The 23,047-nt window shown below is 65.4% G+C and carries 23 protein-coding genes; 7 read left to right on the forward strand and 16 right to left on the reverse strand.

Annotated features, from left to right (window positions below; translation table 11 throughout):
* Window positions 1-11 precede the first annotated feature (11 nt).
* The 5 genes from rpoH to ftsY all read right to left on the reverse strand — a co-directional run bounded on the left by rpoH (window position 12) and on the right by ftsY (window position 4,569).
* Window positions 12-869, reverse strand: a complete 858-nt coding sequence (rpoH, locus tag LPW29_RS05660; protein WP_238627213.1) for an RNA polymerase sigma factor RpoH — start codon at window positions 867-869, stop codon at window positions 12-14.
* Window positions 870-1,029: 160 nt separating this feature from the next.
* Complete coding sequence (locus LPW29_RS05665; protein ID WP_090255518.1) at window positions 1,030-1,422, reverse strand: DUF6858 family protein; 393 nt, start codon at window positions 1,420-1,422, stop codon at window positions 1,030-1,032.
* A 232-nt stretch (window positions 1,423-1,654) separates the two neighbouring features.
* On the reverse strand, window positions 1,655-2,614 hold the full coding sequence (ftsX, locus tag LPW29_RS05670; protein WP_238627214.1) for a permease-like cell division protein FtsX: 960 nt from the start codon (window positions 2,612-2,614) through the stop codon (window positions 1,655-1,657).
* Window positions 2,611-3,285 (reverse strand): cell division ATP-binding protein FtsE, encoded by a 675-nt coding sequence (gene ftsE / locus LPW29_RS05675; protein WP_090255462.1) that lies wholly within the window; start codon window positions 3,283-3,285, stop codon window positions 2,611-2,613. Before ftsE ends, ftsX begins: the two co-directional genes overlap by 4 nt.
* A gap of 27 nt (window positions 3,286-3,312) precedes the next feature.
* Complete coding sequence (ftsY, locus tag LPW29_RS05680) at window positions 3,313-4,569, reverse strand: signal recognition particle-docking protein FtsY (protein ID WP_370642815.1); 1,257 nt, start codon at window positions 4,567-4,569, stop codon at window positions 3,313-3,315.
* A 191-nt stretch (window positions 4,570-4,760) separates the two neighbouring features.
* Here ftsY and LPW29_RS05685 point away from each other — a divergent pair, with 191 nt between their 5' ends.
* From LPW29_RS05685 to rsmD, 3 genes are all read left to right on the forward strand, one after another.
* Entirely contained in the window at window positions 4,761-6,137 is a 1,377-nt protein-coding gene (locus LPW29_RS05685) for a M16 family metallopeptidase (protein ID WP_238627216.1), read from the forward strand.
* 224 nt (window positions 6,138-6,361) lie between these two features.
* Complete coding sequence (locus LPW29_RS05690) at window positions 6,362-7,657, forward strand: M16 family metallopeptidase (RefSeq protein WP_238627217.1); 1,296 nt, start codon at window positions 6,362-6,364, stop codon at window positions 7,655-7,657.
* Window positions 7,654-8,295: a 16S rRNA (guanine(966)-N(2))-methyltransferase RsmD gene (gene rsmD / locus LPW29_RS05695; RefSeq protein WP_238627218.1), complete on the forward strand. Its 642-nt coding sequence runs from the start codon at window positions 7,654-7,656 to the stop codon at window positions 8,293-8,295. Before LPW29_RS05690 ends, rsmD begins: the two co-directional genes overlap by 4 nt.
* Here rsmD and LPW29_RS05700 read toward each other — a convergent pair.
* The 6 genes from LPW29_RS05700 to LPW29_RS05725 form a co-directional block, all read right to left on the reverse strand.
* Window positions 8,219-9,103, reverse strand: coding sequence for a fructosamine kinase family protein (locus tag LPW29_RS05700; RefSeq protein WP_238627219.1), 885 nt, complete (start codon window positions 9,101-9,103; stop codon window positions 8,219-8,221). The genes rsmD and LPW29_RS05700 overlap by 77 nt on opposite strands.
* A 206-nt stretch (window positions 9,104-9,309) precedes the next feature.
* Window positions 9,310-11,352, reverse strand: coding sequence for a transglycosylase SLT domain-containing protein (locus tag LPW29_RS05705; protein ID WP_238627220.1), 2,043 nt, complete (start codon window positions 11,350-11,352; stop codon window positions 9,310-9,312).
* A gap of 368 nt (window positions 11,353-11,720) precedes the next feature.
* Window positions 11,721-12,317 (reverse strand): rRNA large subunit pseudouridine synthase E, encoded by a 597-nt coding sequence (locus LPW29_RS05710; protein WP_238627221.1) that lies wholly within the window; start codon window positions 12,315-12,317, stop codon window positions 11,721-11,723.
* 4 nt (window positions 12,318-12,321) lie between these two features.
* Window positions 12,322-13,413 carry a nickel/cobalt transporter gene (locus LPW29_RS05715; RefSeq protein WP_238627222.1) on the reverse strand — a complete coding sequence of 364 codons (1,092 nt, stop codon included), beginning with the start codon at window positions 13,411-13,413 and terminating at the stop codon, window positions 12,322-12,324.
* 215 nt (window positions 13,414-13,628) lie between these two features.
* A complete protein-coding gene (locus tag LPW29_RS05720) occupies window positions 13,629-14,318 on the reverse strand; it encodes a DUF1007 family protein (protein ID WP_238627223.1) in 690 nt (229 codons plus the stop codon).
* A gap of 254 nt (window positions 14,319-14,572) precedes the next feature.
* Window positions 14,573-15,451 carry a 5'-3' exonuclease gene (locus LPW29_RS05725; RefSeq protein WP_090250571.1) on the reverse strand — a complete coding sequence of 293 codons (879 nt, stop codon included), beginning with the start codon at window positions 15,449-15,451 and terminating at the stop codon, window positions 14,573-14,575.
* A 547-nt stretch (window positions 15,452-15,998) separates the two neighbouring features.
* Between LPW29_RS05725 and LPW29_RS05730 the strand changes: the two genes are divergently transcribed.
* Both LPW29_RS05730 and LPW29_RS05735 read left to right on the forward strand, forming a co-directional pair.
* Window positions 15,999-16,253 carry a DUF6489 family protein gene (locus tag LPW29_RS05730; RefSeq protein WP_238627224.1) on the forward strand — a complete coding sequence of 85 codons (255 nt, stop codon included), beginning with the start codon at window positions 15,999-16,001 and terminating at the stop codon, window positions 16,251-16,253.
* A gap of 162 nt (window positions 16,254-16,415) precedes the next feature.
* Complete coding sequence (locus LPW29_RS05735; protein WP_238627225.1) at window positions 16,416-17,396, forward strand: malate dehydrogenase; 981 nt, start codon at window positions 16,416-16,418, stop codon at window positions 17,394-17,396.
* Between the two features lie 222 nt (window positions 17,397-17,618).
* On the opposite strand, the gene LPW29_RS05740 is transcribed toward LPW29_RS05735, so the two are convergent.
* Window positions 17,619-18,407 (reverse strand): thermonuclease family protein, encoded by a 789-nt coding sequence (locus tag LPW29_RS05740; protein WP_238627226.1) that lies wholly within the window; start codon window positions 18,405-18,407, stop codon window positions 17,619-17,621.
* A 29-nt stretch (window positions 18,408-18,436) separates the two neighbouring features.
* Window positions 18,437-18,640: a 50S ribosomal protein L31 gene (rpmE, locus tag LPW29_RS05745; protein ID WP_090250583.1), complete on the reverse strand. Its 204-nt coding sequence runs from the start codon at window positions 18,638-18,640 to the stop codon at window positions 18,437-18,439.
* Between the two features lie 90 nt (window positions 18,641-18,730).
* Here rpmE and LPW29_RS05750 point away from each other — a divergent pair, with 90 nt between their 5' ends.
* Window positions 18,731-19,087 (forward strand): hypothetical protein, encoded by a 357-nt coding sequence (locus LPW29_RS05750; protein WP_238627227.1) that lies wholly within the window; start codon window positions 18,731-18,733, stop codon window positions 19,085-19,087.
* Window positions 19,084-20,412: a 30S ribosomal protein S12 methylthiotransferase RimO gene (gene rimO, locus LPW29_RS05755; RefSeq protein WP_370642812.1), complete on the forward strand. Its 1,329-nt coding sequence runs from the start codon at window positions 19,084-19,086 to the stop codon at window positions 20,410-20,412. Before LPW29_RS05750 ends, rimO begins: the two co-directional genes overlap by 4 nt.
* Before the next feature lie 128 nt (window positions 20,413-20,540).
* Here the strand turns inward: rimO and ubiT are convergent, their stop codons facing one another.
* From ubiT to LPW29_RS05770, 3 genes are all read right to left on the reverse strand, one after another.
* The gene (ubiT, locus tag LPW29_RS05760; protein WP_090250588.1) at window positions 20,541-21,065 is read right to left on the reverse strand and encodes a ubiquinone anaerobic biosynthesis accessory factor UbiT; all 525 of its coding nucleotides are present in this window, start codon (window positions 21,063-21,065) and stop codon (window positions 20,541-20,543) included.
* Window positions 21,066-21,154: 89 nt separating this feature from the next.
* Complete coding sequence (murU, locus tag LPW29_RS05765) at window positions 21,155-21,820, reverse strand: N-acetylmuramate alpha-1-phosphate uridylyltransferase MurU (protein WP_238627228.1); 666 nt, start codon at window positions 21,818-21,820, stop codon at window positions 21,155-21,157.
* Window positions 21,821-21,822: 2 nt separating this feature from the next.
* Window positions 21,823-22,902: an aminoglycoside phosphotransferase family protein gene (locus LPW29_RS05770; RefSeq protein WP_238627229.1), complete on the reverse strand. Its 1,080-nt coding sequence runs from the start codon at window positions 22,900-22,902 to the stop codon at window positions 21,823-21,825.
* Between the last annotated feature and the right edge of the window lie 145 nt (window positions 22,903-23,047).

Genomic DNA, 23,047 nt, shown 5'->3' on the forward strand with positions numbered 1-23,047 from the left:
TGCGAGGCTGGTTACGCTGCCATCGCCTTGCGTAGCTTGCCGATGGCGTTGTTTTCCAGTTGCCGGATGCGCTCGGCGGAGACGCTGTATTCGGCGGCCAGTTCGTGCAGTGTGGCCTTGTCCTCGGCCAGCCAGCGGCGGGCAAGGATCTGGCGGCTGCGATCGTCCAGGGTCTCAAGCGCCTGTTGCAGGCGGGCGTGATGGTAGCTGTCCCAGTCGCTGCGTTCCAGGGCCTGGGCCGGGTCGTCGTTGTGGTCGGTCAGGGACGCGGAGGGGGGCAGGTAGTGGGTGTCGTCATCCTGGGGTTCCGGGTCGAAACTCATATCCTGACCGGCCATGCGCGATTCCATCTCCATGACTTCGCGCGGGGTGACGCCCAGGTCCCGGGCGACTGTCTCCACTTCATTTTGATTGAACCAGCCCAGGCGCTGCTTGGCGCTACGCAGGTTGAAGAACAGCTTGCGCTGAGCCTTGGTGGTGGCCACCTTGACGATACGCCAGTTGCGCAGCACGAATTCATGGATCTCGGCCCGGATCCAGTGGACAGCGAAGGAGATCAGCCGGACGTTCATCTCCGGATCAAAGCGCTTCACCGCCTTCATCAGGCCGATGTTGCCTTCCTGGATGAGATCTCCCAGCCCGAGTCCATAGCCTGAGTAGCCACGTGCGATATGCACCACAAACCTCAGGTTGTGCATGACCAGTGTGCGCGCGGCCTCCAGATCCTGGTGGTCGCGCAGGCGACGGGCCAGGGCCTTTTCATCTTCGGCCTCCAGCACGGGCAACTGGTTGACCGCCTGGACGTAGCTCTCCAGGTTGCCGACCGGTACGGCCAGGTTGTCTTTCGTGGCGACTAGCGCGGTGTTCATTGTTGGCGTCCTCCCCATTCCTACCGGAATGCCGTGATTTTAGCAGTCTAGCCGTTGGAGTGCTAAGGGGGGTGGAGTTCCTGGGCAAAAATGGGCAGGCCGACCGGGTCAATGGTGGGTTGTTGCAGCGCAAAAAATAAATCTGTCCCCGTTTTTGGGGTTATTTGTTGCAGACTGCCTTGGTCCACTCTTCCATGGCGTTGTTGGCCAATGGCATGGGGGCCTCAAGGAAATCGATGACGAAACGATCCGCCATCTCGCATACGCCGATGGATCGGGGGCGAACGGCCATGGCGCGGGGGGTGGGGAGCTTGACGCCAAAGCAGAACAGGATGTGCTGGGCGTCCAGTATCTCGGGAGCAATCTCCCCGTCCTCGAATTGCTTGGTGTGACTGTAGTGGTCGAATTCCCCGATGTATTGGGCGACCGGGTGTGCGTCCACCTTTTCCTTGAAATAGGCCAGGATCTCCGGGACCGACTGAAACGTGGTCTCGGACTTGTTCACTTCAAAGTAGAAAACCGGGTACTTTTCCTGAAACAGGGTTTGTTTCATCAGATCACTCCCAAAATGCATTCATTTGAGTTGCGCGGGCGGCACCAGGCAGAGGCTGGGTCGCCTCCCCCTGTGCGCCCAGGCGTTCATTATCGAATTATTGTTTTCTAATATTCAACCCTCGAAGCAAAAAGGGGACGGGGAAAAAAGGGGACGGACACCTTTTCCGCGCGCCAGCGGCGCGCTCAGAAAAGGTGTCCGTCCCCTTTTTTCCCCGTCCCCTTTTCCCGCCCTAGGATGGCTCGATGTCCCGCAGGTGGCGGCCTACGGTGACCCAGGAGCCGGCCAGGCCGAGGATGGCGCCGGTGGCCAGGAGGATGAGGCTGTCTGTGGCGGTGAGGCCCTGGATGCCGAACTGGCCGCCGTAGAGGGCGGCCAGATCCTGGACCGGGTGGGCCAGGAGGATGCGGGTGAGGGTCACAATGAGCAGGGCGGTGAGGGCGCCGCCCAGGCCCAGCCAGAAGCCGCCGTACAGGAACGGACGGCGAATGAAGGCATCGGTGGCGCCCACCAGTTTGGCCACCTCGATCTCCTCACGCCGGTTCTGGATATCCAGGCGAATGGTATTACCCACCACCAGGATGACCCCGAGACCCAATAGCAGTGCCAGAATCTCGGTGGTGCGCTCCAGCGTGTCCATGATGGCGTACAGGCGTTGTACCCATTGCATGTCCATGTCGGCACTTTCCACCTCGGGGAGTTGGTTGAGGGCGGCCACCAGGGCTTCCAGGTCGTTCGGCGACTGGGTGTTCAGGGCCGGAGTGACCAGGATGACGGCCGGCAACGGGTTTTCCCCCAGGGCGTCCACGGCATCGCCAAACCCGGAATGGGTACGGAATTCCTCCAGGGCCTGCTCGCGGGTGATCCCCTCGGCGGCGGCCACGTCGGATCGTTGCGCCAGGCGGCCGGCCAGGGCAGGAACCTGGTCATCCGTCACGGAGGCTTCCAGAAAGACGGAGATCTGCGCCGTGCGGTCCCACTGGGGCGTGACCTGTTGCAGGTTACCCAGGATGAGATAGAGGAGGCTGGGCAGGGTGAGTGCGATGGCAATCACCAGCAGGGTGAGTACGCTGGAAAACGGTGCCCGATAAAGCTTGCCCAGACTCAGCACCAGGGCCCGCAGATGATTGACGCCATAGGCCTGGAAGCGGGCGTGCATGGTGGGCTGGCTGAGGCGACGGCGCGATCTCATGCGGACTCCGGTGCACGTTCGCGCTGCAGATGCCCCTCGTGCAGCCGCACCATGGGCTTGCCCAGACTGGAGATGAGTTCCAGGTCGTGGCTGGCGATCATCACGGTGGTGCCTACCTGATTGAAACGGATGAACAGCTCCATGATCTCCCGGGACAGTTCCGGGTCCAGATTGCCGGTGGGTTCGTCGGCCAGCAGGATGGCGGGCTTGTGCACCACGGCCCGGGCGATGCCCACCCGCTGTTGCTCTCCACTGGAGAGGGTGATGGGGGCAGCGCCTTCCTTGTGCAGCAGGCCCACCCGGTCCAGGGCGGCCCGGGCGCGACGGGCGATCTCGTGCTGCCGGTAGCCCTGGATGACCAGGGGCAGGGCCACATTGTCGAAGACGCTGCGGTCATGCAGCAGGTGGTGATCCTGGAAGATGATGCCGATCTGACGGCGAAAGTAAGGGACTTGCCGGGGGGCCATCCCCGCCAGGTCCTGATCGTTGACGATCAGTCGGCCGCGGGTGGGCCGCTCGATCAGGGCGATCAGTTTGAGCAGGGTGCTCTTGCCGGCGCCGGAGTGGCCAGTGAGAAAGGCCATGGCGCCCTTGTCCAGCTTGAGATTGATGCGGGACAGGGCCTCATGGCCGGTGGGATAGCGTTTGGTGACGTTTTTCAGGTGGATCATGGATTGGGGATGGCGCCAGGGGCGCCGTCACTCCTTTTGAGCGCCATCCGACAGCAGTGCCCGGGCAAAGTCCCTGGCGTCGAACTCGCGCAGGTCCTCGATGCTCTCCCCCACGCCGATGAAGCGCACCGGGATGCCCACCTTCTGGGCCATGGCAAACAGGATGCCGCCCTTGGCGGTGCCGTCCAGCTTGGTGACGGCAATGCCGGTGACGCCCATGGCCAGGTCGAAGTCCTGGGCCTGGTTGAGGGCGTTCTGACCGGTGCCACCATCCACCACCAGGAGGACTTCATGAGGGGCCTCCGGCTCCAGGCGCTGTATCACCCGTTTCACCTTCTTGAGTTCATCCATGAGATTGCTCTGGGTGTGCAGGCGACCGGCGGTGTCGGCGATGAGCACATCCATGCCGCGGGCCTTGGCGGCCTGCAGGCCATCGTAGATCACCGAGGCGGAATCGGCGCCCTTGCCCTGGGAGATTACCGGGGCCTGGTTTCGCTCACCCCAGGTCTGTAGCTGCTCCACGGCGGCAGCGCGGAAGGTGTCGCCCGCGGCCAGCATCACCGAGAGGCCCTGGGAGCGCAGGCGGTGGGTGAGCTTGCCGATGGTGGTGGTCTTGCCCGAGCCGTTGATGCCCAGCACCAGGATGACGTAGGGCTTGTGATCACGGTCGATCTGCAGGGGTTCCTGCACGGGTTGGAGCACATCCACCATGGCGGCTTCCAGGGCCTTGACCAGGGCCTCGGCGTCCTTGAGCTCCTTGCGGGCGACACGGGAGGTCAGGTTGTCCAGGATCTCCTCGGTGGCCTCGATGCCCACATCGGCCATCAGCAGGCGGGTTTCCAGCTCTTCCAGCAGTTCATCGTCGATGGCCTTCTTGCCCATGACCAGACCGGCCATGCCATCGGTGAGGGTGGAGGAGGTCTTGGACAGGCCCTTGCGCAGGCGGGAGAAGAGGCCGGCCTTGCTGGCGGGGGGGGCTTCCTGGTCGGCGGGGGTCTTGTCGGGTTCTGGCTTCGCGGCCGAGGGCTGCTCCCACGGTTTGTCGGCCGCCGGGGGGGCCGGGGCCTTGGCTTCCGCGGGCTTGGGCTCGGGGGCCTTGTCGGGTTCTGGCTTCGCGGGCGAGGGCCGCTCCCACGGTTTGTCGGTCGCCGGGGGGGCCGGGGCCTTGGCCTCCGCAGGCTTGGGCTCGGGTGCCTTCGGGGGCTGGGGTGGTTGGACCTTGGGGGCGTCCCTGGGCGCATCCTTGGGCGCAGGGCTGGCCTTGTCCCGCCTGGGAGACCTGATACCCTCGGGGGCCTCAATGATCTCCAGAGCCTCGAAGGTCGCGTTGTCTTCCGAGGTCTTGGGGGCCTCGGAAGGCTTGGGGGCCTGGGTGGGCTCCTCGGGCTTTTTCTTCTTTCTGAAACCGAACATGGGTTGAGAAGGTCTACGGTGATCAAGTTGCCACATCCTACCACTGAGGAACGTCCGCCGAAATGAAACAGAAAGCCCTGCTGCTTTGCCTTGCATTGCTCCTGTTCGGCACCGGCCCTGCGCTGGCCGGGTCGGGGAGCGACGTCTTTGAATACGAATTGGACAATGGCATGAAGGTGCTGGTGCGCCCCGACACCCGAGCGCCCGTGGTGTCGTCCATGGTGTGGTATCGGGTGGGTGCAAGCCATGAGCATGGGGGCATCACCGGGGTCTCCCATGCCCTGGAACACATGATGTTCAAGGGCACGGAGGCCCATCCGGCGGGAGAGTTCTCACGCATCATCGCCGAGTTGGGGGGCCGGGAGAATGCCTTTACCAGCCGCGATTACACGGCCTACTTCCAGCAACTGGCCGCCCGGCATCTGGACCGGGCCCTGGAACTGGAGGCGGACCGCATGCAGAACCTGGCCCTCCCCGAGGATGCGTTCGTCCAGGAGATGCGGGTGGTGCGCGAGGAGCGCCGCCTGCGTACCGAGGACAACCCCAATGCCCTCACCCGGGAGCATTTCAATGCCACCGCTTGGCTCAACAGCCCCTATGGCATGCCGGTGATCGGCTGGATGGTGGATATCGACGAATACACCGTGGCGGATATGCGCGACTGGTACGAGCGCTGGTATGCCCCCAACAATGCCCTCCTGGTGGTGGTGGGGGACGTGGACCCGGATCACGTGCATGAGATGGCCAAGGCCCATTTCGGCGATATCCCCGCCCAGGCGTTGCCCGAGGTGAAATCCCGCACCGAGGCCCGCCAGCTGGGTGAGCGGCGCATCACCGTCAAGGCACCGGCACGGGTGCCGCAATTGCTCATGGGCTACAAGGTGCCGGTGCTGCTCACTGCCGAGGCATCCTGGGAGCCTTATGCCCTACTGGTGGCTTCCGGTGTGCTGGACGGCGGTGAAAGTGCCCGCATCCCCCGTGAACTGGAACGGGAGCGGGAGTTGGTGGCCTCCGCCGGGGTGAGTTACACGCCGTTTTCGCGTCTGGACAACCTGTTCATGGTGAGCGCCACGCCTTCTTCCGATGCGGATCGGGACGAGGTGGAGCAGGCCCTGATTGAGGCCCTGGAACGGCTCAAGGACGAACCCGTCAGTGCGTCTGAACTGGAGCGGGTGAAGGCCCAGGTGGTGGCGCGGGACGTGTACCGCCGGGATTCCATCCAGGGGCAGGCCATGCAGCTGGGCATGCTGGAGAGCGTGGGGTTGTCCTGGGAAGAGGGTGAGCGCTTCGCCGAGCGGGTGCGCGCGGTCACGGCCGAGCAGGTGCAGGAGGTGGCGCGGCGCTATTTCGACCCGCATCAACGTACGGTGGCCTGGCTGGACCCACAGCCCATCGATCCGGATGATCCGCCGAGCAACTTTGAAGGGCACCTGCGGTGAGGGGGTTGATGATGACTGGATTGTGGATGGTGAAGGGGGAACCGACCGTGGCTTCGATTTTCGCGGCCAAGGGCCGCTCCCACGGGAGGGGGGCATTGGCTTGGGAGGTTGAAGTGGATGGGGTTGAGTGTGGGAGCGGCGCTTTCGCCGCGAAGAGGGGGGCACTGGAGGGTGAGGGGGCTTCGATCTTCGCGGCCGAGGGCCGCTCCCACAGGTGGAAGGGGATGGTGTTGGCTCTGGCGCTGGTGTTTGGGTTGCCGGCAGGCGCCGGGGCGGGGGAGGATGACATCCAGCACTGGGAGACCGATAACGGGCTCAAGGTGTATTTCGTGCCGGCCCCCGCCCTGCCCATGGTGGACATGCGACTGGTCTTCAATGGCGGCAGTGCCCGGGACGGCGATCAGCCCGGATTGGCGCGGCTGACCAATACCCTGCTCTCCGATGGGGCCGGTGACTGGGATGCGGATGCCATCGCCGAGCGCTTTGAGGGCGTGGGGGCCCAGTTCAGCAGCGACTCGCAGCGGGACATGGCCATGGCCTCCCTGCGCACCCTCACCGAGGCGGACTGGATGGAGACGGCGGTGGAGACTTTTGTGACCACGGTGAGCCAGCCTCATTTCGAGCAGCGCGCGCTGGACCGGGCACGGCGCCAGGCCCGGGTGGCCCTGCAGGCCCAGGAGCAGAACCCGGGGGCGATCGCCCGGCGCACCTTCTATGAAGCGGTGTACGGCGATCATCCCTATGCGCGCATGCCCATTGGCACGCGGGAGGGCCTGGAATCCGTCACCACCGACGATCTGAAGGCCTTCCACGAACGCTATTATGTGGCCCGAAACGGTGTGCTGGCCCTGGTCGGTGGCCTGGATCGGGAGCAGGCCGAGGCGGTGGCCGAGCGGGTGGCCGCGGCCCTGCCTGAGGGAGAGCCGGCACCGGCCCTGCCGGAGGTGGCGGCCCTGGAGTCCGCCGAGACGGTGCGGGTTTCCTTCCCTTCCGAACAGGTGCATGTGTTCATGGGGCAGCCCGGGATGGCCCGGGGGGATGAGGATTACTTCCCCCTGTATGTGGGCAACCACCGCCTGGGCGGCAGCGGGTTCACCTCCCGTCTGATGGATGAGGTGCGCACCCAGCGGGGGCTGGCCTATAGCGTGTTCAGCTATTTCTCGCCCATGGCCCAGGATGGCCCCTTCATCATGGGGGTGCAGACCCAGGTGAGCCAGGCGGACGAGGCCATCGGCGTGATGCGCGCCACCCTGGAGGACTTCGTGGCCGAGGGGCTGGACAAGGATGAGTTGAACGCCAGCGTGCGCAATATCGTGGGAGGCTTCCCGCTGCGCACGGCCAGCAATTCCGGGATCCTGGATCACGTGGCCATGATGGGCTTTTATGATCTGCCCCTGGATTTTCTGGACACCTTCACGGACAAGGTGGAGGCCCTGACCCCGGAGCAGGTGAACGAGGCCTTTGCGCGCCGCGTGGACCCTGATCGGATGGTGACGGTGATCGTCGGAGGCGAGGGTTGAGGGGCGCGCCGCGCCGGGGCGCCCCCGGGCGGCTGCGGATCATCGGCGGGGCCTGGCGCAGCCGTCGCTTGCCGGTGCCCCATGCGCCGGGCCTGAGGCCCACGCCGGATCGGGTGCGCGAGACCCTGTTCAACTGGCTGCAACCGATCATGCCTGGGGCCCGGTGCCTGGATCTGTTCGCCGGCTCCGGGGCCCTGGGGTTTGAAGCGGCCTCGCGCGGGGCCTCCCGGGTGGTGATGGTGGAGCGTGATGCCCGGTTGGCGGTCCACCTGCGGGAGCAGGTGGCGGCCCTGGGCGCTCAGCAGATCGAGGTGCAGGCCCGGGATGGGCTGGGGTATCTCAGGCAGTGCGATGAGGGGTTTGATCTGGTGTTTCTGGATCCGCCCTATCGCACGGGGCTGCTGGTGGAGTCCATCGAGGCTCTGGAGCGCCCCGGGCTATTGCGACCGGGGGCGCGGGTGTATCTGGAATATGAGTCGGATGCGTCGGCGCCGGGATTGCCGGCGGGGTGGGAGGTGCTGCGGGAGACTCGGGCGGGGGAGGTCAGGGGGGTGCTTGTTCTTACCCCCGAACCTCCGCCAGTAGCCGCCGTGCCAACCGCTCCGACTGACCCGCATAGCCCCCACCAAACAGATTGAAGTGGTTCAGCAGGTGGTACAGGTTGTACAGGTCCTTGCGCACCCCATACCCCGGGTCCCGGGGCCACGTCGCATCGTAAGCCGCGTAAAAGTCCCGGTCGCAGCCGCCGAACAGCTCGGTCATGGCCACGTCCGTCTCCCGGTCGCCGTAGTACACCGCCGGGTCGAAGATCACCGGGTTGCCTTGCGCGTCTGAGTCGTGATTGCCGCCCCACAGGTCGCCGTGCAGGACCGAGGCCTGGGGCTGGTAGTCCTGGAAGAAGGCGGGCAGGGATTCCATCAACTCTTCCACGGCCTCCACCAGGGTTTGCCCGGCGCCCTGGCTTCGCGCACGCTCCACTTGGTAGCCCAGGCGATGCTCGCGCCAGAATGGAACCCAGTCGTTGCTCCAGGTATTGATCTGCGGCGTGCTGCCGATGGTGTTGTCCCGGTGCCAGCCATGGCGGGGCTGGGTGTGCTGGTGCAGCCGGGCCAGCTGTTCCCCGAAGACGCGGGAGTGGCGCGGACCGCCCAGGGGGATGTGTTCCATGATGAGGTAACTGCGCCCATCGGTGATGCCATGACACAAGGGTGTGGGCACGCGGATCTCCCCTGGCTCGCCCAGTGCCTGCAGGCCTTCGGCCTCGGCGGCGAACATGTCTTCCAGTTCCGGGCGGTTGAGCTTGACGAAGAAGCTGCGACCGTCCTTGCCTTCCAGCACCGCCGCCTCATTGATGCAGCCACCCCCGGCCCCCCGGTAGTTCTTGAGGGTGAAGGCCTTGCCACTGGCTTGGGTGATCTGGTGGGAGAGGTTTTGCCAGAGGGTCATGGCGGCTTGGGGGTGTGGGTGGAAGGTCAGGATGGAACGCTCTGCTGGGGGATGTAAAGGGGGTGGAGTGCCCGCCGCTTCCCCCTCATCCCCAGCCCTTCTCCCCCGAGGGGAGAAGGGAGACGGGTCCCTCTGCGTTCGGGGGAGAGGGGGGTGAGCCCCTCTCCCGCTGGCGGGAGAGGGGTCGGGGTGAGGGCCTGAGCCCTTTATAGGCAAGGAGTCTCCGTATATCCCGGTGCATCGCAGATCTCCGTCAGCGGTTGGCTCAGGTGGTCATCGCCGGACCAGCGGGTTTGATGCCGGATCTGGGACTGACTCAATCGCGCGCGGGGTGTCACCGGCGGTAGCAGGCTGCTCAGGGTGGTGGGGGTCAGGCCCATGCGCACCTCGTAGATCACCTGATAGGCGAGCACACGGCGCACATAGTCGCGGGTCTCGTGGAAGGGGATCAGTTCAGCCCATACATCGGCGGGCAGCGTGTAATCGGGCAGCCAGCTGCGCACCCGGCCGGCGCCGGCGTTGTAGGCGGCGGTGGAGAGCATCGGATGCCCACCAAACCCCTCCAGATTGCGCTTGAGGTAATAGGTGCCGATGCTCACGTTGACCCGTGGATCCAGCAGTTGCAGGTTGTGGTTGATGCTCAGGCCCACGTTGGGGGCCATGGAGCGTCCGGTGGCGGGCATGATCTGCATCAGGCCCAGGGCCCCTGCGTGGGAGCGGGCGTCTTCCATGAAGGCGCTTTCCTGTCGGGCCACGGCCATGGCCCAGGCGGGGTTGATGCCCTGCTCCGAGGCCTTTTCAGTGATCAGCCCGGCGTGCACCAGGGGGAAACGCAGGTCGATGTCGTCATAGCGTTGGGCTCGGGCCGCCGCAAAGATGGCCCGATCGTGCCAGCCCGCGCCGCGGGCCAGGAGGGCGGCTGCCGCCAGGTCATCGCCCTCCAGTTGGTTTTGCAGGTAGAACCACTCCCGACGGGCGTCGATGTGGCGCCCCAGGGCACGCAGTTCCATGGCGCGTCGCAGGGTGTCGTGTTGGGCGATGTCTTCCAGGCGGCCGGGCTCCACCTCCAGCGGGCGATGGCCGATGCGATAGGGCGCATTGATGCGGTCGGCGGCGAGAAAGCCGTAGAAGTTGCGGCTTTCGGCAACTCGCGCGTACAGGGTGCGGGCGCTCTTGTCGTCGCCCAACTGCTCCAGGGCACGGGCATGCCAGTAGCGCCAGACATCCTCGCTACGGCTGTCAGCCGACAGGTGGGTGATGGCGCGGGCCACGGTCTCCCAGTCCTGGCCTGCCAGGGCGGCGCGGGCCTGCCATTGTCGAAGGGTATCATCGAACACGGCATGTGAAAGCGATGCCAGATGGGGCAGAGCCGCCTCGCGCTCGCGCACCGCCAGTCGCAGGGCGATGAAGCGCTGGGTGTCCAGGGCGTCCTGGCGGCTCAGTCCCCAGTCGGACTCCGCGCTTTCCCATATCTCCAGGGCCTTGCGTGGATCATCGCGGGTCAGTCGGTTGAAGGTGTGGGTGAGGAGTTCGCTGGCGTGGGGATGGGCGTCGGCTCGCCAGTGGATATCCTTGATGCCCTGGGGGTCTGCATGCAGGGAGATCCAGCGATCGGCCCAGGTGCGGTCTTCTTCCGGCATGTAGCGGCGCAGGTAGCGGGCCAAGCCGGTCTGGCCGGCCTGCATGGCGAGGCTGAAGCGATCCCAGGCGAGTCGGGGGGTCAGGCGGCCGGCGTCACGCCAGGCATCGAAGACGGGGTCGCAGGCATCGGGTTGAGATCGCCCCACCAGCCAGAGCGCTTCCACACCCTCCAGGGCCCGTTTGCGCTGGCCCGTCTTGAGCAGGGCCGTGTGGTGATGACAGGTGAGCGTGGTACCCAGCCCCTCCTGGTAGTGTTGTCGGTAGGTGCCCCAGTCTTCATCCTGGGCGAGTTGGGTGAGCCACCGGACCTGCAGGCGGCGCCCCGGCGGCGTATCGCCCCAGCGATCCAGGAATTGTTCTACCTCGCCCGAGGAGATTTGAGGGAATCGGTCGTTGAGGTCGGCATGCAGCAGGTAGGGCAGTAGCGGATACCCCTGAAGGGCCTTGACGCCCGTTTGGAAGGCCTGGCGGTCTCCGCGGTTCAGGGCCGATTCGGCGCGCTCGAAAGCATCGCGCTCGGCGGCGCTCTGGGAGGTGAGGGCCGCTGCCATTCCCGGCAGCAGGAGCAGGGCCGGAATGAGCAGGCCGGCCAGTCGGATCGATGACATCAATAAACCCCTTCCGGGTGAGTGCCCGGTGCACATCCATGGATGACTCTAAGGCCGTGACACAAGTTCCCGCAAGGGGGGCTGGTGTGGGAGCGGCCCTTGGCCGCGAAAGGGTGTGCCTCGGGCCCGGCGGTCTATCCGTGGGTTGTGATGGCCTGGGGGGGTGGATAAGGGGCGGGTCAGAATGCCTGTAGGGGTCGTTCGCGAACGACCCGGCGGTGTGTCCGGGGTTGATGGGGCCTGGCGGGTTGGCATTGGGGCATCGGATGCCTCCGCGGGGCGCTTCCCGAAGCGCCCGTACGGGGTGCGGTGCTCTCAAGGTTTCCAAGGGAGCCGGATACCCGGGGCGGGTAGGTGTACAAGGGGGATTAGGCCTGCACTGTATACCACGCCCCTGGTCCCAGACCATCCAGCGTCCATGAGCCCACACGGTAACGGATCAGCCGCAGGGTGGGGTGGCCAACGGCGGCAGTCATGCGTCGCACCTGGCGGTTGCGGCCCTCGGAGAGGGTGAGTTCCACCCAGGTGGTGGGGATGTGACGACGCTCGCGGATGGGCGGGTCGCGGGGCCAGAGCTGCACAGGTGCGTCCATCAGGCGGGCGCGGGCCGGTTGGGTGGGCCCGTCGCGCAGTTCCACCCCCTTGCACAGGGCCTGCAGGGCGGCCTCGTCCGGGATGCCCTCCACCTGCGCCCAGTAGGTCTTGCTCATGGCATGGTCCGGGTGGCTGATGCGTGCCTGAAGCCGACCGTTGTCGGTGAGTACCACCAGGCCCTCGCTGTCCCTGTCCAGGCGGCCGGCGGCATACACCCCGGGGACCGGGATGAAGTCGGCCAGGGTCTTGCGACCCTCCTTGTCGGTGAACTGGGTGAGCACGTCGAAGGGCTTGTTGAACAGGATGACGCGGGCGGACTCCCTGCCTGAAGCCTGGGATTTGCGGGAAAGGGGTTTGCGGGAAGGGGTCATGGTTTCAAAGGCCCATGGGATGGGGTACGCGGCTGGTGAGGCTGCCCATGAACAGGATCAGCCCCATGCCCAGGATGAGCAGTCCGCCCAGCAGGCCGACTCCATGGCCGACGATCTGCGCCTTCAGGCCCGGTCCGCCGGAGAGCCGGGTAGCCAGGGCGCGGGCCTGCACCGCCACGATGGCCAGAATCGACACGGTGATGGCCGTGCCCACGGACATGGCCATCACGGCGGCGATGCCTGCGGCCCACAGCCCCATGATATGGGCCACCACCAGGACCAGGATGGCTCCGGTGCAGGGACGGATGCCCACTGCCACGACCGTGGCCAGCATGGCCCAGAGGCTATCGGCACGGGCGGCCTGGCCCGGGTCCACGTGATGGGCGCAGCCGCAATCGGGGCCTTGCTCGTGATGGGCTGCATGAGGGGTGATGGATGGCGCCAGGGGTGCGGGTGCCCCCGACGGTGAGGGTGGCGCCATGAACACCGGGGCGGCACCGGCTGCAGGGGAGGGCGCAGGCTTGCGGCGCCGCTCCCGGATCATGCGGATCAACTGCCGCAGTGCCCGCAGCACGAGCCAGGCCCCCAGCAGGGCCACCAGGGCAAAGCTGGCCTGCTCCAGCATGGGCGCCTGCCCCATGGCATCCCGGCCCGTACGACCGACGATGAACAATACAGTGGCCACGGCGATCACGGCGGTAAGCCCCTGCATCAGGGCAGCGGCGAAGGACAGGGTGAGGGCGCGTCGCAGGTACTGTCGGTGGGTGAGCAGATAGGTGGTGATCACCGCCTTGCCATGTCCAGGGCCTGCCGCATGAAAGATGCCGTAGAGGAAGCTGATGAGGATCAGCGCGCCGGCATTGGCCGCCGTGGGGGCGGTCTGCAGGGCCTCCATGCCATCGGCCAGCTGGCGATGCAGGGCCCGTTGCTGGGTGATGGTCCAGGCGACGAAGCGGTCCAGGAGGCTGTCGGCTTCCATGGCCTCTGCCGGGGCATCCTGCGCCTGTGCGCTTTCCTGGGCCGGGGCGCCGCCGGTGAGTGGGGAGGCGGTGGCATGCCCGAGTGGGAGCAGGGTGGCGATGAGGAGGATGAACAAGGTGAGTAGGCTCCAGGGTCGGCCCGTACCCCAAGCCTTCGTTCCTTCCACCCTCACCCCAACCCCTCTCCCGCCAGCGGGAGAGGGGCTCACCTCCCTTCTGCATTCGGCGGAAGAGGGGCTCGACGACCCCCTTCTGCCTTCGGTGGGACAGTAGCGTGACTCCCTTCTCCCCTCTGGGGAGAAGGGCCGGGGATGAGGGGCGCGGCGGGCACTCAGCGGGAACATTCGATGGTCACCCGTTCGGCAAAGTGTTTACCCATGTCGGGGTCGCCCTGTTGGTCGTAGTCGAGCACGGCGGCCCGGGCCACCAAGGCGGGGTCGGGGCGCGGGATGCGCAGGTCCATGTCGCAGCGCTCGGAGCCGCCCTCCAGATGGACGCCGCCACTCTCGGCATGCAGGATCTCGATGAAGTAGGTGGGATCGAACACTGCATACTTCAGGGGTGCTTCGGTGGGATCCAGGGGTTGCTGGAAGCTGAGCTTGAAGCTCAACTCCAGGCGACGCTGTTTCTGCACCAGTTGGGGATTTTCTGCCCTGGCGTCCTGGATGGCGGTGTCGCCATGATGAATCTCGGTGAAGTGATGATAATCATCCAGGTTTTCGATGATCTTGCGGGCGATGCTGTCGAGACGCTCTTCCTGGGTGTCGCCGCTGGCATCCTGGGCCATGTCGTCCAGCAGGAAGGTGCTGTAGAAAGGGTCCATCAGCCAGGCCTGGCGTAGTTGGGTGATGTGGCCATCCGCATTGAAGACGGCGGTGACCTGCAGGTCGATCCAGGCATGGGGGTGGCTGTGGGCCGGGGCCGCCCAGAGCAGGGTGAGCAAGAGTCCGCCCACGACTGCCTGGCGAAGGCGATGGGCAGGGCGTGGGCAATCTCCGGGGATGGCTGGGCGGCTGTTCATGTTCATGGTCTCGACATACCGACAAGGCGATGGGTGGCTGAAAGGCCTGGGGCCGTTCCCGATGGGCGCGAACGGATGAGGTGCAGGTCTTGTGTTCGTGTCTCTCTGTACGGGCGCTTCGGGAAGCGCCCCGACGGCGTGTAACTTGTCATCGGCGTATCCCGATGGCCTGGTGATTTCCGGTGCTCCGTTTGGGGTCGTTCGCGAACGACCCGTACGGGTGGGCGCCGTGGGGGCGTGGGCACGTTGTCCTGTCAGATGCTTTCCCAGTCAAACCGCCGGGAGGGTGGCAGGGCCAGTTGGTCCATCAGCGCTTCCAGGCGGGCCCCATCCGGACCTCCGCGCTCCAGGTCCAGCCCTGTCGGCAGATCTGCCTGAAGGTGGATGCCCGTGAGTTGGCGGGCCAGACGCACTGTGTCGCGGTGGGTATCCACCAGCCCCATCAGGCGCCGGGCGCCGCGGAGGGGCATGTGGGCAATGGCCGGGATGTCCGCCAGCAGGGCCTCCAGGGTGTCGGTGCGGCGCAGCAGGCGGGCCGCCGTGGCCATGCCCACGCCGGGGATGCCGGGGATATTGTCCACCTTGTCTCCGGCCAGGGCCAGCTGATCCGCCACCTGGTCGGGGCGTACCCCCAGGCGTTTTTCAATGCCCCGGGGGTCGAGCCGCTGACTGCGGTGCGGGTCCCACCACACATCCCCCTCGTGGACGAGCTGGGAGAGGTCCTTGTCGCCGGTGACCAGTACGACCGCGCGACCCGCCTGGCGTTCCCTTGCGGCCAGTGTGCCAATGAGGTCGTCGGCCTCAAAGGTCGGGCTGGAGAGGTGGGCCAGGCCCAGGGCGCTCACGAATTCCCGGCACCAGGCGAACTGGCGTTTGAGCTCTTCCGGGGCCGGGGGGCGGTTGGCCTTGTAGGCGGGGTAGAGGGCATGACGATAGGAGGTGCCCCGGCTTTGGTCGAAGGCAAAGGCGACACGGGCGGGTCGTTCGCTCTGCAGCAAGGTGTGCACGAACCGCACGAAGCCATGGACCGCGTTGGCCGGGTGGCCATCGCGACAGGTGATGGTCTCGGGCAGGGCGAACCAGGCGCGAAAGACGAAGATGCTGGAGTCGATCAAATAGGTGGGCGTGTTCACCGGTGGGAGTCTACCCGCCGCGATGCAGCAGGGCCATCCTGGCGGTGCCCCCCTGTGCCTCCGGTGCCAGGGTGCCAGGATGCCAGGATGCCAGGATGCCAGGGTGCCAGCGGTGCCAGCGGTGCCAGCCGGTGCCCCTGGTGCCCCTGGTGCCAGCGGTGGTTGCCCCTGGGAGCGGCCCTGGCCGCGAATACTCTGCCGAAGCCCCGGTTGCCTGAGCTTGATGTCCGGGGCAGAACCCCGGTGGGGCCGTATCTCTGTCCGCGGGACGCCGTGAATACATCCTTGTAGGCTTGACCGCCGCATCCATGCGGCGAACACCCGCTCCCGGAGACACGGCCCCACCGGGGTTCGGGTACATCGGTGGCCTCTTCATGGGAAAAGCCTTCGCGGCCAGGGCCGCTCCCACGGGGGCGAGGTCGTACCTGCGTGATGGGGTGGGTTTTGGTAACGTGTATGCAGGGGGGCGTGATAAACCGCGATGCGGCTTTACTTTTGTCCGTCCCGGTCACAGCATTGCAATCATCAGACAGGCGGAGGAGTTCCCATGAAGATCAATGTGGAGGTGGATGCCACCCCCGAAGAAATCCGTGCCTTTCTTGGCCTGCCCGATGTGGCGCCCCTGCAGCAGGAGATGATGGAAGATCTGTCCAAGCGCATGCGCGAGGGGCAGCAGGGTTATGAATCCCTGGCGATGATGCAGCCGCTGATGCAGAGTGGCGTGGCCAATATGGATGCCATGCAGAAGCTGTTCTGGCAGGCCTTTACTCAGAGTGGCACCAAGGATGACAACAATAAATAGGCCTGATTGACAGGTCATGCGTTGGCCCAACAGTGTGGGCCATGCGGAAAACCAAGGGGTGGGGGTGTATCCTTTGTCCGTCTTCGAGCAGCGGGACCACAAGTGCTGCTGCTCGGGGCCGAGCATTTACACCAAATTAAAGACCTTACTGGAGGTAGCTTCATGAAGAACCCCATGCGCGTCGCCGTTACCGGCGCTGCTGGCCAGATCTCCTATAGCCTGCTGTTCCGCATCGCCTCGGGCGATATGCTGGGCAAGGACCAGCCGGTGATCCTGCAGTTGCTGGAAATCACTCCGGCCATGGACGCGCTGCGTGGTGTGGTCATGGAACTGGAAGACTGCGCGTTCCCGCTGGTGGCGGGGATCACCACCTCCGACAAGCCGGAAGAGGCCTTTGACAAGGCGGACGTGGCCCTGCTGGTAGGTGCCCGTCCGCGCGGCCCGGGGATGGAGCGCAAGGATCTGCTGGAGGCCAATGCCGCCATCTTCTCCGAGCAGGGCAAGGCGCTCAATGCCGTGGCCAGTCGTGATGTGAAGGTGTTGGTGGTGGGTAACCCGGCCAATACCAATTCCCTGATCGCCCAGCGTAATGCCCCGGATCTGAACCCGCGCAATTTCACTGCCATGACGCGTCTGGACCATAACCGTGCCATGGCGCAGCTGGCAGGCAAGACCGGCGCTTCCACCACCGACATCCAGAAGATGATCATCTGGGGCAATCACTCCGCCACCCAGTACCCGGATATCAGTCAGGCCGTCGTGAAGGGTGATGCCGCCTCTGGTCTGGTGCCGCGGGACTGGTATGAATCGGACTTCATCCCCACGGTGCAGCAACGCGGTGCCGCCATCATCAAGGCGCGTGGTGCCTCCAGCGCCGCCTCGGCGGGCAGTTCCGCTGTGGATCACATCCGCGACTGGGTGATGGGGACGCCGGACGGCGACTGGGTGAGCATGGCCGTGCCTTCCGATGGCAGCTATGGCATTGAGAAGGGCCTGATCTATTCCTTCCCGGTGACCTGCAAGGATGGCGATTACAGCATCGTGCAAGGGCTGGAGATTGATGACTTCAGTCGCGAGCGCATGCAGGTCACGGAGCAGGAGTTGCGCGAGGAGCGCGACGGGGTGGCGCACCTGCTGCCCTGATCAGAAACGGGGGGCAGACCCGCCCCTCTTTCCCCCATATTGAGCCCCTCTCCCCTGAGGGGAGAGGGGTTGGGGCGAGGGCCGGCACAGCGCCTCCCCCACCCCCTCATCCCCAGCCCTTCTCCCCCATGGGGGAGAAGGGAGCTTCGGAAGCAAAAAGGGGACAGACACCTTTTCCGTGCGCCAGCGGCGCGCACGGAAAAGGTGTCTGTCCCCTTTTTGCTACTCCAGGATGCGCAGATCCGCCGGGTGGCGGATGCGGATTCGGGGTTGGCCTCGGTGGGTGTAGACGAAACCGCGGCCTTCCACTCGCTCGCCCCGTAGGGCGTCGATATCCAGGTCGGGGAAGTAGTGCATGTCTTCCCGGTCGATGCGAAAGGCTACATCCCCTTCCAGATTGATCCAGTGGGCGCGTTGGCTCTGCCCCAGGCGGACCACCTCTCCTGTCACGATGCGAAAACCCTCGGCGTCGCGGGGCAGTTCCTCTGCCTCGAAGGCCTCCAGGTGTTCCAGTGACCAGACCTTCAGGGCCTCGGCGCGGGCCAGGGCCTCGGCGTCGCGGTAGCAGTCCAGGTGCCAGTCGTTGGGGGGTATGGTCATGGCGGTGGCCAGCCCCTGGCGCAGCAGCAGGGCGGTGATGGGCTGGCCGTCAGGTGTGAACAGGTGGGCCAGGGTGCGTTGATAGCGGTCCTTGCGTTCCGCGTCATGCACCAGCAGCACCCGATGGTCGTGGTCCCGCAGCAGCTCCATGAGCGTGTCGCGGGCCTCGTGGGCGTAGGGTTCGACCGTTTGCTCGTGCCAGAAGATCTCCGGCGTATCCAGGCCGATGAGCCGCACCCGGGTGCCGTTGGTCAGGCGCACGCTGTCGCCGTCATAGACGTGATTCACCTGCCCCGGGTTGATGTGGCCCTGAGGGCCTCCGCAGCTGTCGGGCAGGTCGGCTGCCTGGGCTGTGCCCAGACACAACGCAACAAGGGCGCCGACCCATGGCGCCCTTGTGCTCCATCTCATCTTTCCTGCCATGGGGCGAGCCCCGGGTGTTACATGCCGTAGCGGCGACGGAACTTGTCCACCTGCCCAGCCGTGTCGAGCATCTTCTGCTTGCCCGTGTAGAACGGGTGGCATGCAGAGCAGACTTCCACGTTCAGGGCGTCGCCTTTGTGAGTCGAGCGGGTTTGGAACGCGTTCCCACAACTGCAGGTCACGTTCACTTCATGGTAATCAGGATGAATTTCCGGCTTCATGCAAGCACCCTCGAAAGCCTGTAGCGCTGAAAAAAGACGAGTAATATACTGGACCTCGCTCCGGGTGGCAAGGCCCGCCCAGGCGGACCGATGGGTCCGAAAGATCTGCCGCTCGGTTTAGCCGCCATTTTCCAAACGACGCATGAGCCTTTGCAGCTAAATCCTCCCCAACGCTTCATTTTCTTCTCTTTTCCACAAAAGCTGTGGATAAGTATGTGGATGAATTGGGGTAAAGTGCCTCCAGGGCGCGTGCCGTCAAGGCTTGAGTCAGATCGGTCATTTTTTGTACATATTTCTAACTGTTTGTTTTTATTGGAGTTGAATTTGTTCAGCGTGACCTGTTGCGGTCTGGAAGAGAAGCGTGTAGGCACCGCGGTGCCTACGGTGGCCAGTGTGTATAAATATCCGTGTTTACCGGCGGGTATCCGCGCTGAGGGGGCATCGTGAGCAGCCCGCAGGCGATTGTGCCCCAGGTGGGTTTTGTCAGCCTGGGTTGCCCCAAGGCATTGTCGGATTCCGAGCACATCCTGACGCGTCTGCGGGCGGAGGGCTATGGCATCACCGGTGCCTACCAGGACGCCGATCTGGTGGTGGTGAACACCTGTGGATTCATCGACGCGGCAGTCACCGAGTCGCTGGAGGCCATTGGCGAGGCCATGGCGGAGAACGGGCGTGTGATCGTCACCGGGTGCCTGGGGGCGGACGCGGATAAGGTGCGTGCCGCTCATCCAGGAGTGCTGGCGGTCTCCGGACCCCACGCCTTCGAGGCAGTGATGGGGGCAGTGCACGAGCATCTGCCCGCCCCGCACGACCCCTATCAGAGCCTGGTGCCGCCACAGGGGGTGCGACTCACGCCTCGCCACTACGCCTACCTGAAGATCTCCGAAGGCTGCAATCATCGGTGCAGTTTCTGCGTGATCCCGCATTTTCGCGGGGATCTGGTGAGCCGCCCGGTGGGCGAGGTGATGGCGGAGGCCGAGCGGCTGGTGGAGGCCGGGGTGCGTGAGTTGCTGGTGATCTCCCAGGACACCAGTGCCTACGGGGTGGATGTGAAATATCGCACCGGTTTCTGGGGCGGTCGCCCGCTGCGCACCCACGTGCAGGACCTGGCCCAGGCCCTGGGTAGCCTCGGGGTGTGGGTGCGCCTGCATTATGTCTATCCCTATCCCCACGTGGATGACCTGATCCCGCTGATGGCCGAGGGCCGCATCCTGCCCTACCTGGATGTGCCCCTGCAGCATGGCAGCACGCGGGTGCTCAAGGCGATGCGTCGGCCGGCGGCCACGGAGCGGGTGCTGGAGCGGATTCATCGCTGGCGCGAGATCTGTCCGGATCTGACCCTGCGTAGCACCTTCATCGTCGGCTTCCCCGGGGAGACGGAGTCCGATTTCGAGCAACTGCTGGAGTTTATTCAGGAGGCGCAACTGGATCGGGTGGGATGCTTTGCCTATTCGGCGGTGGAGGGCGCGCCGGCCAACGCACTGCCCGACGCTGTGCCCGAGCCGGTGAAGGAGGAGCGCCTGGCGCGCTTCATGGAGATGCAGGCGGGGATCAGCCAGGCGCGTCTGGCCCGTCACGTGGGGCAGCGCATGACGGTGCTGGTGGACGAGATCGATGCCGAGGGCACGGCCATCGCCCGTTCAGCGGCGGACGCGCCAGAGGTGGATGGTCTGGTGTTCGTGGAGGAGGGCCAGGGGCTGGCCGTGGGGGAGTTTGTGGAGGTGGAGGTGGACGAGGCCTCTGAGCATGATCTGTTTGGCAGGCGCACCTGAATCTCTCTTATCCCCTTGGGGGAGAAGAGCTGGGGAAGAGGGGGGCGGTGGGTACGGTGCGGACGACGGCCCTCACCCCAACCCCTCTCCCGCAGGCGGGAGAGGGGCCTCTGATGCGGGGAGTATGTCTACTGGCTCGGGTGCAGCCCACCCGGCAGCAGCTTGCCCAGGCCCAGCTGATTGAGCATGCACACGGCCTTGGCACCGGCACGCTCTCCCAGGACGGCGTGGATATGACTCTCCCAGTCGGGTTCGGCGGTGTCCAGGAGGTTCTTCAGGTACAGGCCGGCCTCGGTCTCGCCTTCCAGGTCCAGGCGGCGGCTGAAGAACAGGGTGTCCGGGTCCTCGGCGCGGGCGGCCAGGCGCCAGAAGTCTTCCAGGCGGCCGCGGATGCGCACGTCCCAGTCGTCATCCGCCTTGCAGTCCCAGGGGCTGACGCCGCCTTCCTTCACCAGAAAGCAGATCCCACCCGGGTGGTCCGTAACCGAGAGGCAGATGCGCTTGCCTTCCAGTGGACCCAGTTCCTCCGCCGCCGGTTGTCCCTTGAGCAGGTGGTTGACCAGGGTCGAGAAGAGCCGGGTGTGAACGGCGTCGGGCAGCAGTCGCAGGGCGACGCCGAGGGGAAGCAGGACGGGGGGGGTGGGCAGTTGCATGGTGTCGGGTACCTATCGAGAAGGGCGGTGTGGCCTTGAATCCTTGGCACAATTCTAGCGGGGATTGAGTTGTGTCCCAAGCGGGGGGATCAGGTCAATCGTTGATCCAGGGCCGCCAGGCGCTCCGGGGTGCCGATGTCCAGCCATTGCCCGGGGTGATGTTCACCGGTGACCTGGCCACGGTCCATGGCCTTGCGTAGCAGCGGAGCCAGGGGGAAGGCCCCGGCGGGCGTGTTCGCAAACAGGGCAGGACGGTACCAGCCCATGCCGGAAAAGGTAAGGCAGGGGGCCGCGATCTCTCTCCCATTCAGCACCCGTTCCCCGCAAAGCCGAAAGTCTCCCCCGGGATGATGCGGTGGATTGTCCACCAGGATCAGGTGGGCCAGGGTATCGCGGGACAGCGCAGGCGGGGTGAGCGGGTGGTCGCTCCAGACATCTCCATTGATGACCAGGAAGGGGTCGGATGCCAGCAGGGGCAGGGCCTGACGAATGCCGCCGCCGGTCTCCAGGGCCTCGGGCTCGGGAGAATACTGGATGTTCAGGCCCCATGTCCGGCCATCACCCAGGTGCTCGCGGATCTGTTCGCCCCGCCAGGCCAGGTTGATGACCACGTGCCGATAGCCGGCAGCCGCCAGTCGCTCAAGGTGATGCACGATCAGCGGGCGGCCGCCGGCGCAGAGCAGGGGTTTGGGGGTGTGATCGGTGAGCGGGCGCATGCGCTCGCCACGACCGGCGGCCAGGATCATGGCATGCATGCTCAGGTCTCCGGTCGAATCTGGGTTTGGAGAGGGGGCTGATCGGAGCGTGCCAATACCCCGGCCTGGAGGGCCAGGCGGTGCTCGGGTGGCAGGTAGGTGTCGAACCACTTACGTACCGGCGTGAGCGCCGGATGGGCCAGTTCCTGTTCCAGCAGGCGCCACAGCCGCGGCAGGTGGCGCAGATACGAGGGTTTGTTATCACGTCGCCACAGGCGGGTGAAGATGCCAATGATCTTGGTGGTGCGTTGCGCCCCCAGGATCCAGAAACTGTCGTCCAGGGTGTTGGCGTCCAGGCCCGGGAAGGCATCCCGGTAGCGGGCCACCATGGTCTCGGCCACGGTGGGATCCACGTCCCGGCGGGCGTCCCTCAGCAGGGAGACCAGGTCATAGGCAGGTGAGCCGATCAGGGCATCCTGGAAGTCCAGCAGGCCGCAGGCGGCGACGCCCTGGCGGCCCGCCAGCACCATCAGGTTATCCACGTGATAGTCTCGCAGCACCAGGGTGGGGGGAAGTCGATACACCGGCTCCAGTGCCTGGCGCCAGGCCTGCTGGAATCTTTCCTGTACGTGGGTGTCACATCCTGCGTGAAAGGCCTCGGGCCAGTACCATTGGGTGAATAGATCGGCTTCGCGCAGCAGCGCAGTCTCGTCGTAGGGGGGGATGCGACGGGTATGATGGCGTGACCAGTTGCGATGCAGTTCCACGAGTGTGTCGGTGGCCAGTCGGTATAGACCCGCCTCGTCGGCGCCCTCGCCCAGGGCGCGACTGAAGGTGTGATCGCCCAGGTCTTCCAGCAGAAGAAATCCCTGGCTCCGGTCAAAGGCATGGATGCGCGGCGCGCTGAGGCCCAGTTCCTGCAGGATTTCGGCGATATGCACGAAGTCTTCGGCGGATTCCCTGTCGGGCGGGGCATCCATGATCACCCGGGAGGCATTGTGGTCCCGTAGGCGGAAATAGCGGCGAAAGCTGGCATCGGCCGAAAGCAGGGTGGGCGGGGGCGTGTCGGGCCCCAACAGCGCCTGGAGCCATTCTTGAATGGCCTCCAGGCGCGGGTCTGCTTCGATGGTGGCGACTGTCATGGGGGGCAGGGATCTCCAGAGCGGTGGTTCTTGCGCCGTGTCATTATTACATGCCCGCGGCCTGAGCCAATGCCCCCTGCCCATTGACCGACGGGGTGATGCTCGGGTGATCATAATAGCGTCGGTCCCTGCGGCCGCGTGTTTT

Origin of the sequence: Ectothiorhodospira sp. 9100 (assembly GCF_022227565.1) — a bacterium.
GTDB lineage: Bacteria > Pseudomonadota > Gammaproteobacteria > Ectothiorhodospirales > Ectothiorhodospiraceae > Ectothiorhodospira > Ectothiorhodospira marina.

Bases quoted from the DNA above. Each gene is read 5' to 3' on its own strand.
- LPW29_RS05750 (WP_238627227.1), top strand. From the start codon at position 18,731: ATGGGTCCGAAAGATCTGCCGCTCGGTTTAGCCGCCATTTTCCAAACG.
- LPW29_RS05720 (WP_238627223.1), bottom strand. From the start codon at position 14,318: ATGAACAGCCGCCCAGCCATCCCCGGAGATTGCCCACGCCCTGCCCAT.
- ftsX (WP_238627214.1), bottom strand. From the start codon at position 2,614: ATGAGATCGCGCCGTCGCCTCAGCCAGCCCACCATGCACGCCCGCTTC.
- LPW29_RS05700 (WP_238627219.1), bottom strand. From the start codon at position 9,103: ATGACCCTCTGGCAAAACCTCTCCCACCAGATCACCCAAGCCAGTGGC.
- LPW29_RS05730 (WP_238627224.1), top strand. From the start codon at position 15,999: ATGAAGATCAATGTGGAGGTGGATGCCACCCCCGAAGAAATCCGTGCC.
- LPW29_RS05770 (WP_238627229.1), bottom strand. From the start codon at position 22,902: ATGACAGTCGCCACCATCGAAGCAGACCCGCGCCTGGAGGCCATTCAA.
- ubiT (WP_090250588.1), bottom strand. From the start codon at position 21,065: ATGCAACTGCCCACCCCCCCCGTCCTGCTTCCCCTCGGCGTCGCCCTG.
- LPW29_RS05740 (WP_238627226.1), bottom strand. From the start codon at position 18,407: ATGAGATGGAGCACAAGGGCGCCATGGGTCGGCGCCCTTGTTGCGTTG.
- rpoH (WP_238627213.1), bottom strand. From the start codon at position 869: ATGAACACCGCGCTAGTCGCCACGAAAGACAACCTGGCCGTACCGGTC.
- LPW29_RS05735 (WP_238627225.1), top strand. From the start codon at position 16,416: ATGAAGAACCCCATGCGCGTCGCCGTTACCGGCGCTGCTGGCCAGATC.
- ftsE (WP_090255462.1), bottom strand. From the start codon at position 3,285: ATGATCCACCTGAAAAACGTCACCAAACGCTATCCCACCGGCCATGAG.
- LPW29_RS05685 (WP_238627216.1), top strand. From the start codon at position 4,761: ATGAAACAGAAAGCCCTGCTGCTTTGCCTTGCATTGCTCCTGTTCGGC.
- LPW29_RS05705 (WP_238627220.1), bottom strand. From the start codon at position 11,352: ATGTCATCGATCCGACTGGCCGGCCTGCTCATTCCGGCCCTGCTCCTG.
- murU (WP_238627228.1), bottom strand. From the start codon at position 21,820: ATGCATGCCATGATCCTGGCCGCCGGTCGTGGCGAGCGCATGCGCCCG.
- LPW29_RS05690 (WP_238627217.1), top strand. From the start codon at position 6,362: ATGGTGTTGGCTCTGGCGCTGGTGTTTGGGTTGCCGGCAGGCGCCGGG.
- LPW29_RS05710 (WP_238627221.1), bottom strand. From the start codon at position 12,317: ATGACCCCTTCCCGCAAACCCCTTTCCCGCAAATCCCAGGCTTCAGGC.
- LPW29_RS05665 (WP_090255518.1), bottom strand. From the start codon at position 1,422: ATGAAACAAACCCTGTTTCAGGAAAAGTACCCGGTTTTCTACTTTGAA.
- rpmE (WP_090250583.1), bottom strand. From the start codon at position 18,640: ATGAAGCCGGAAATTCATCCTGATTACCATGAAGTGAACGTGACCTGC.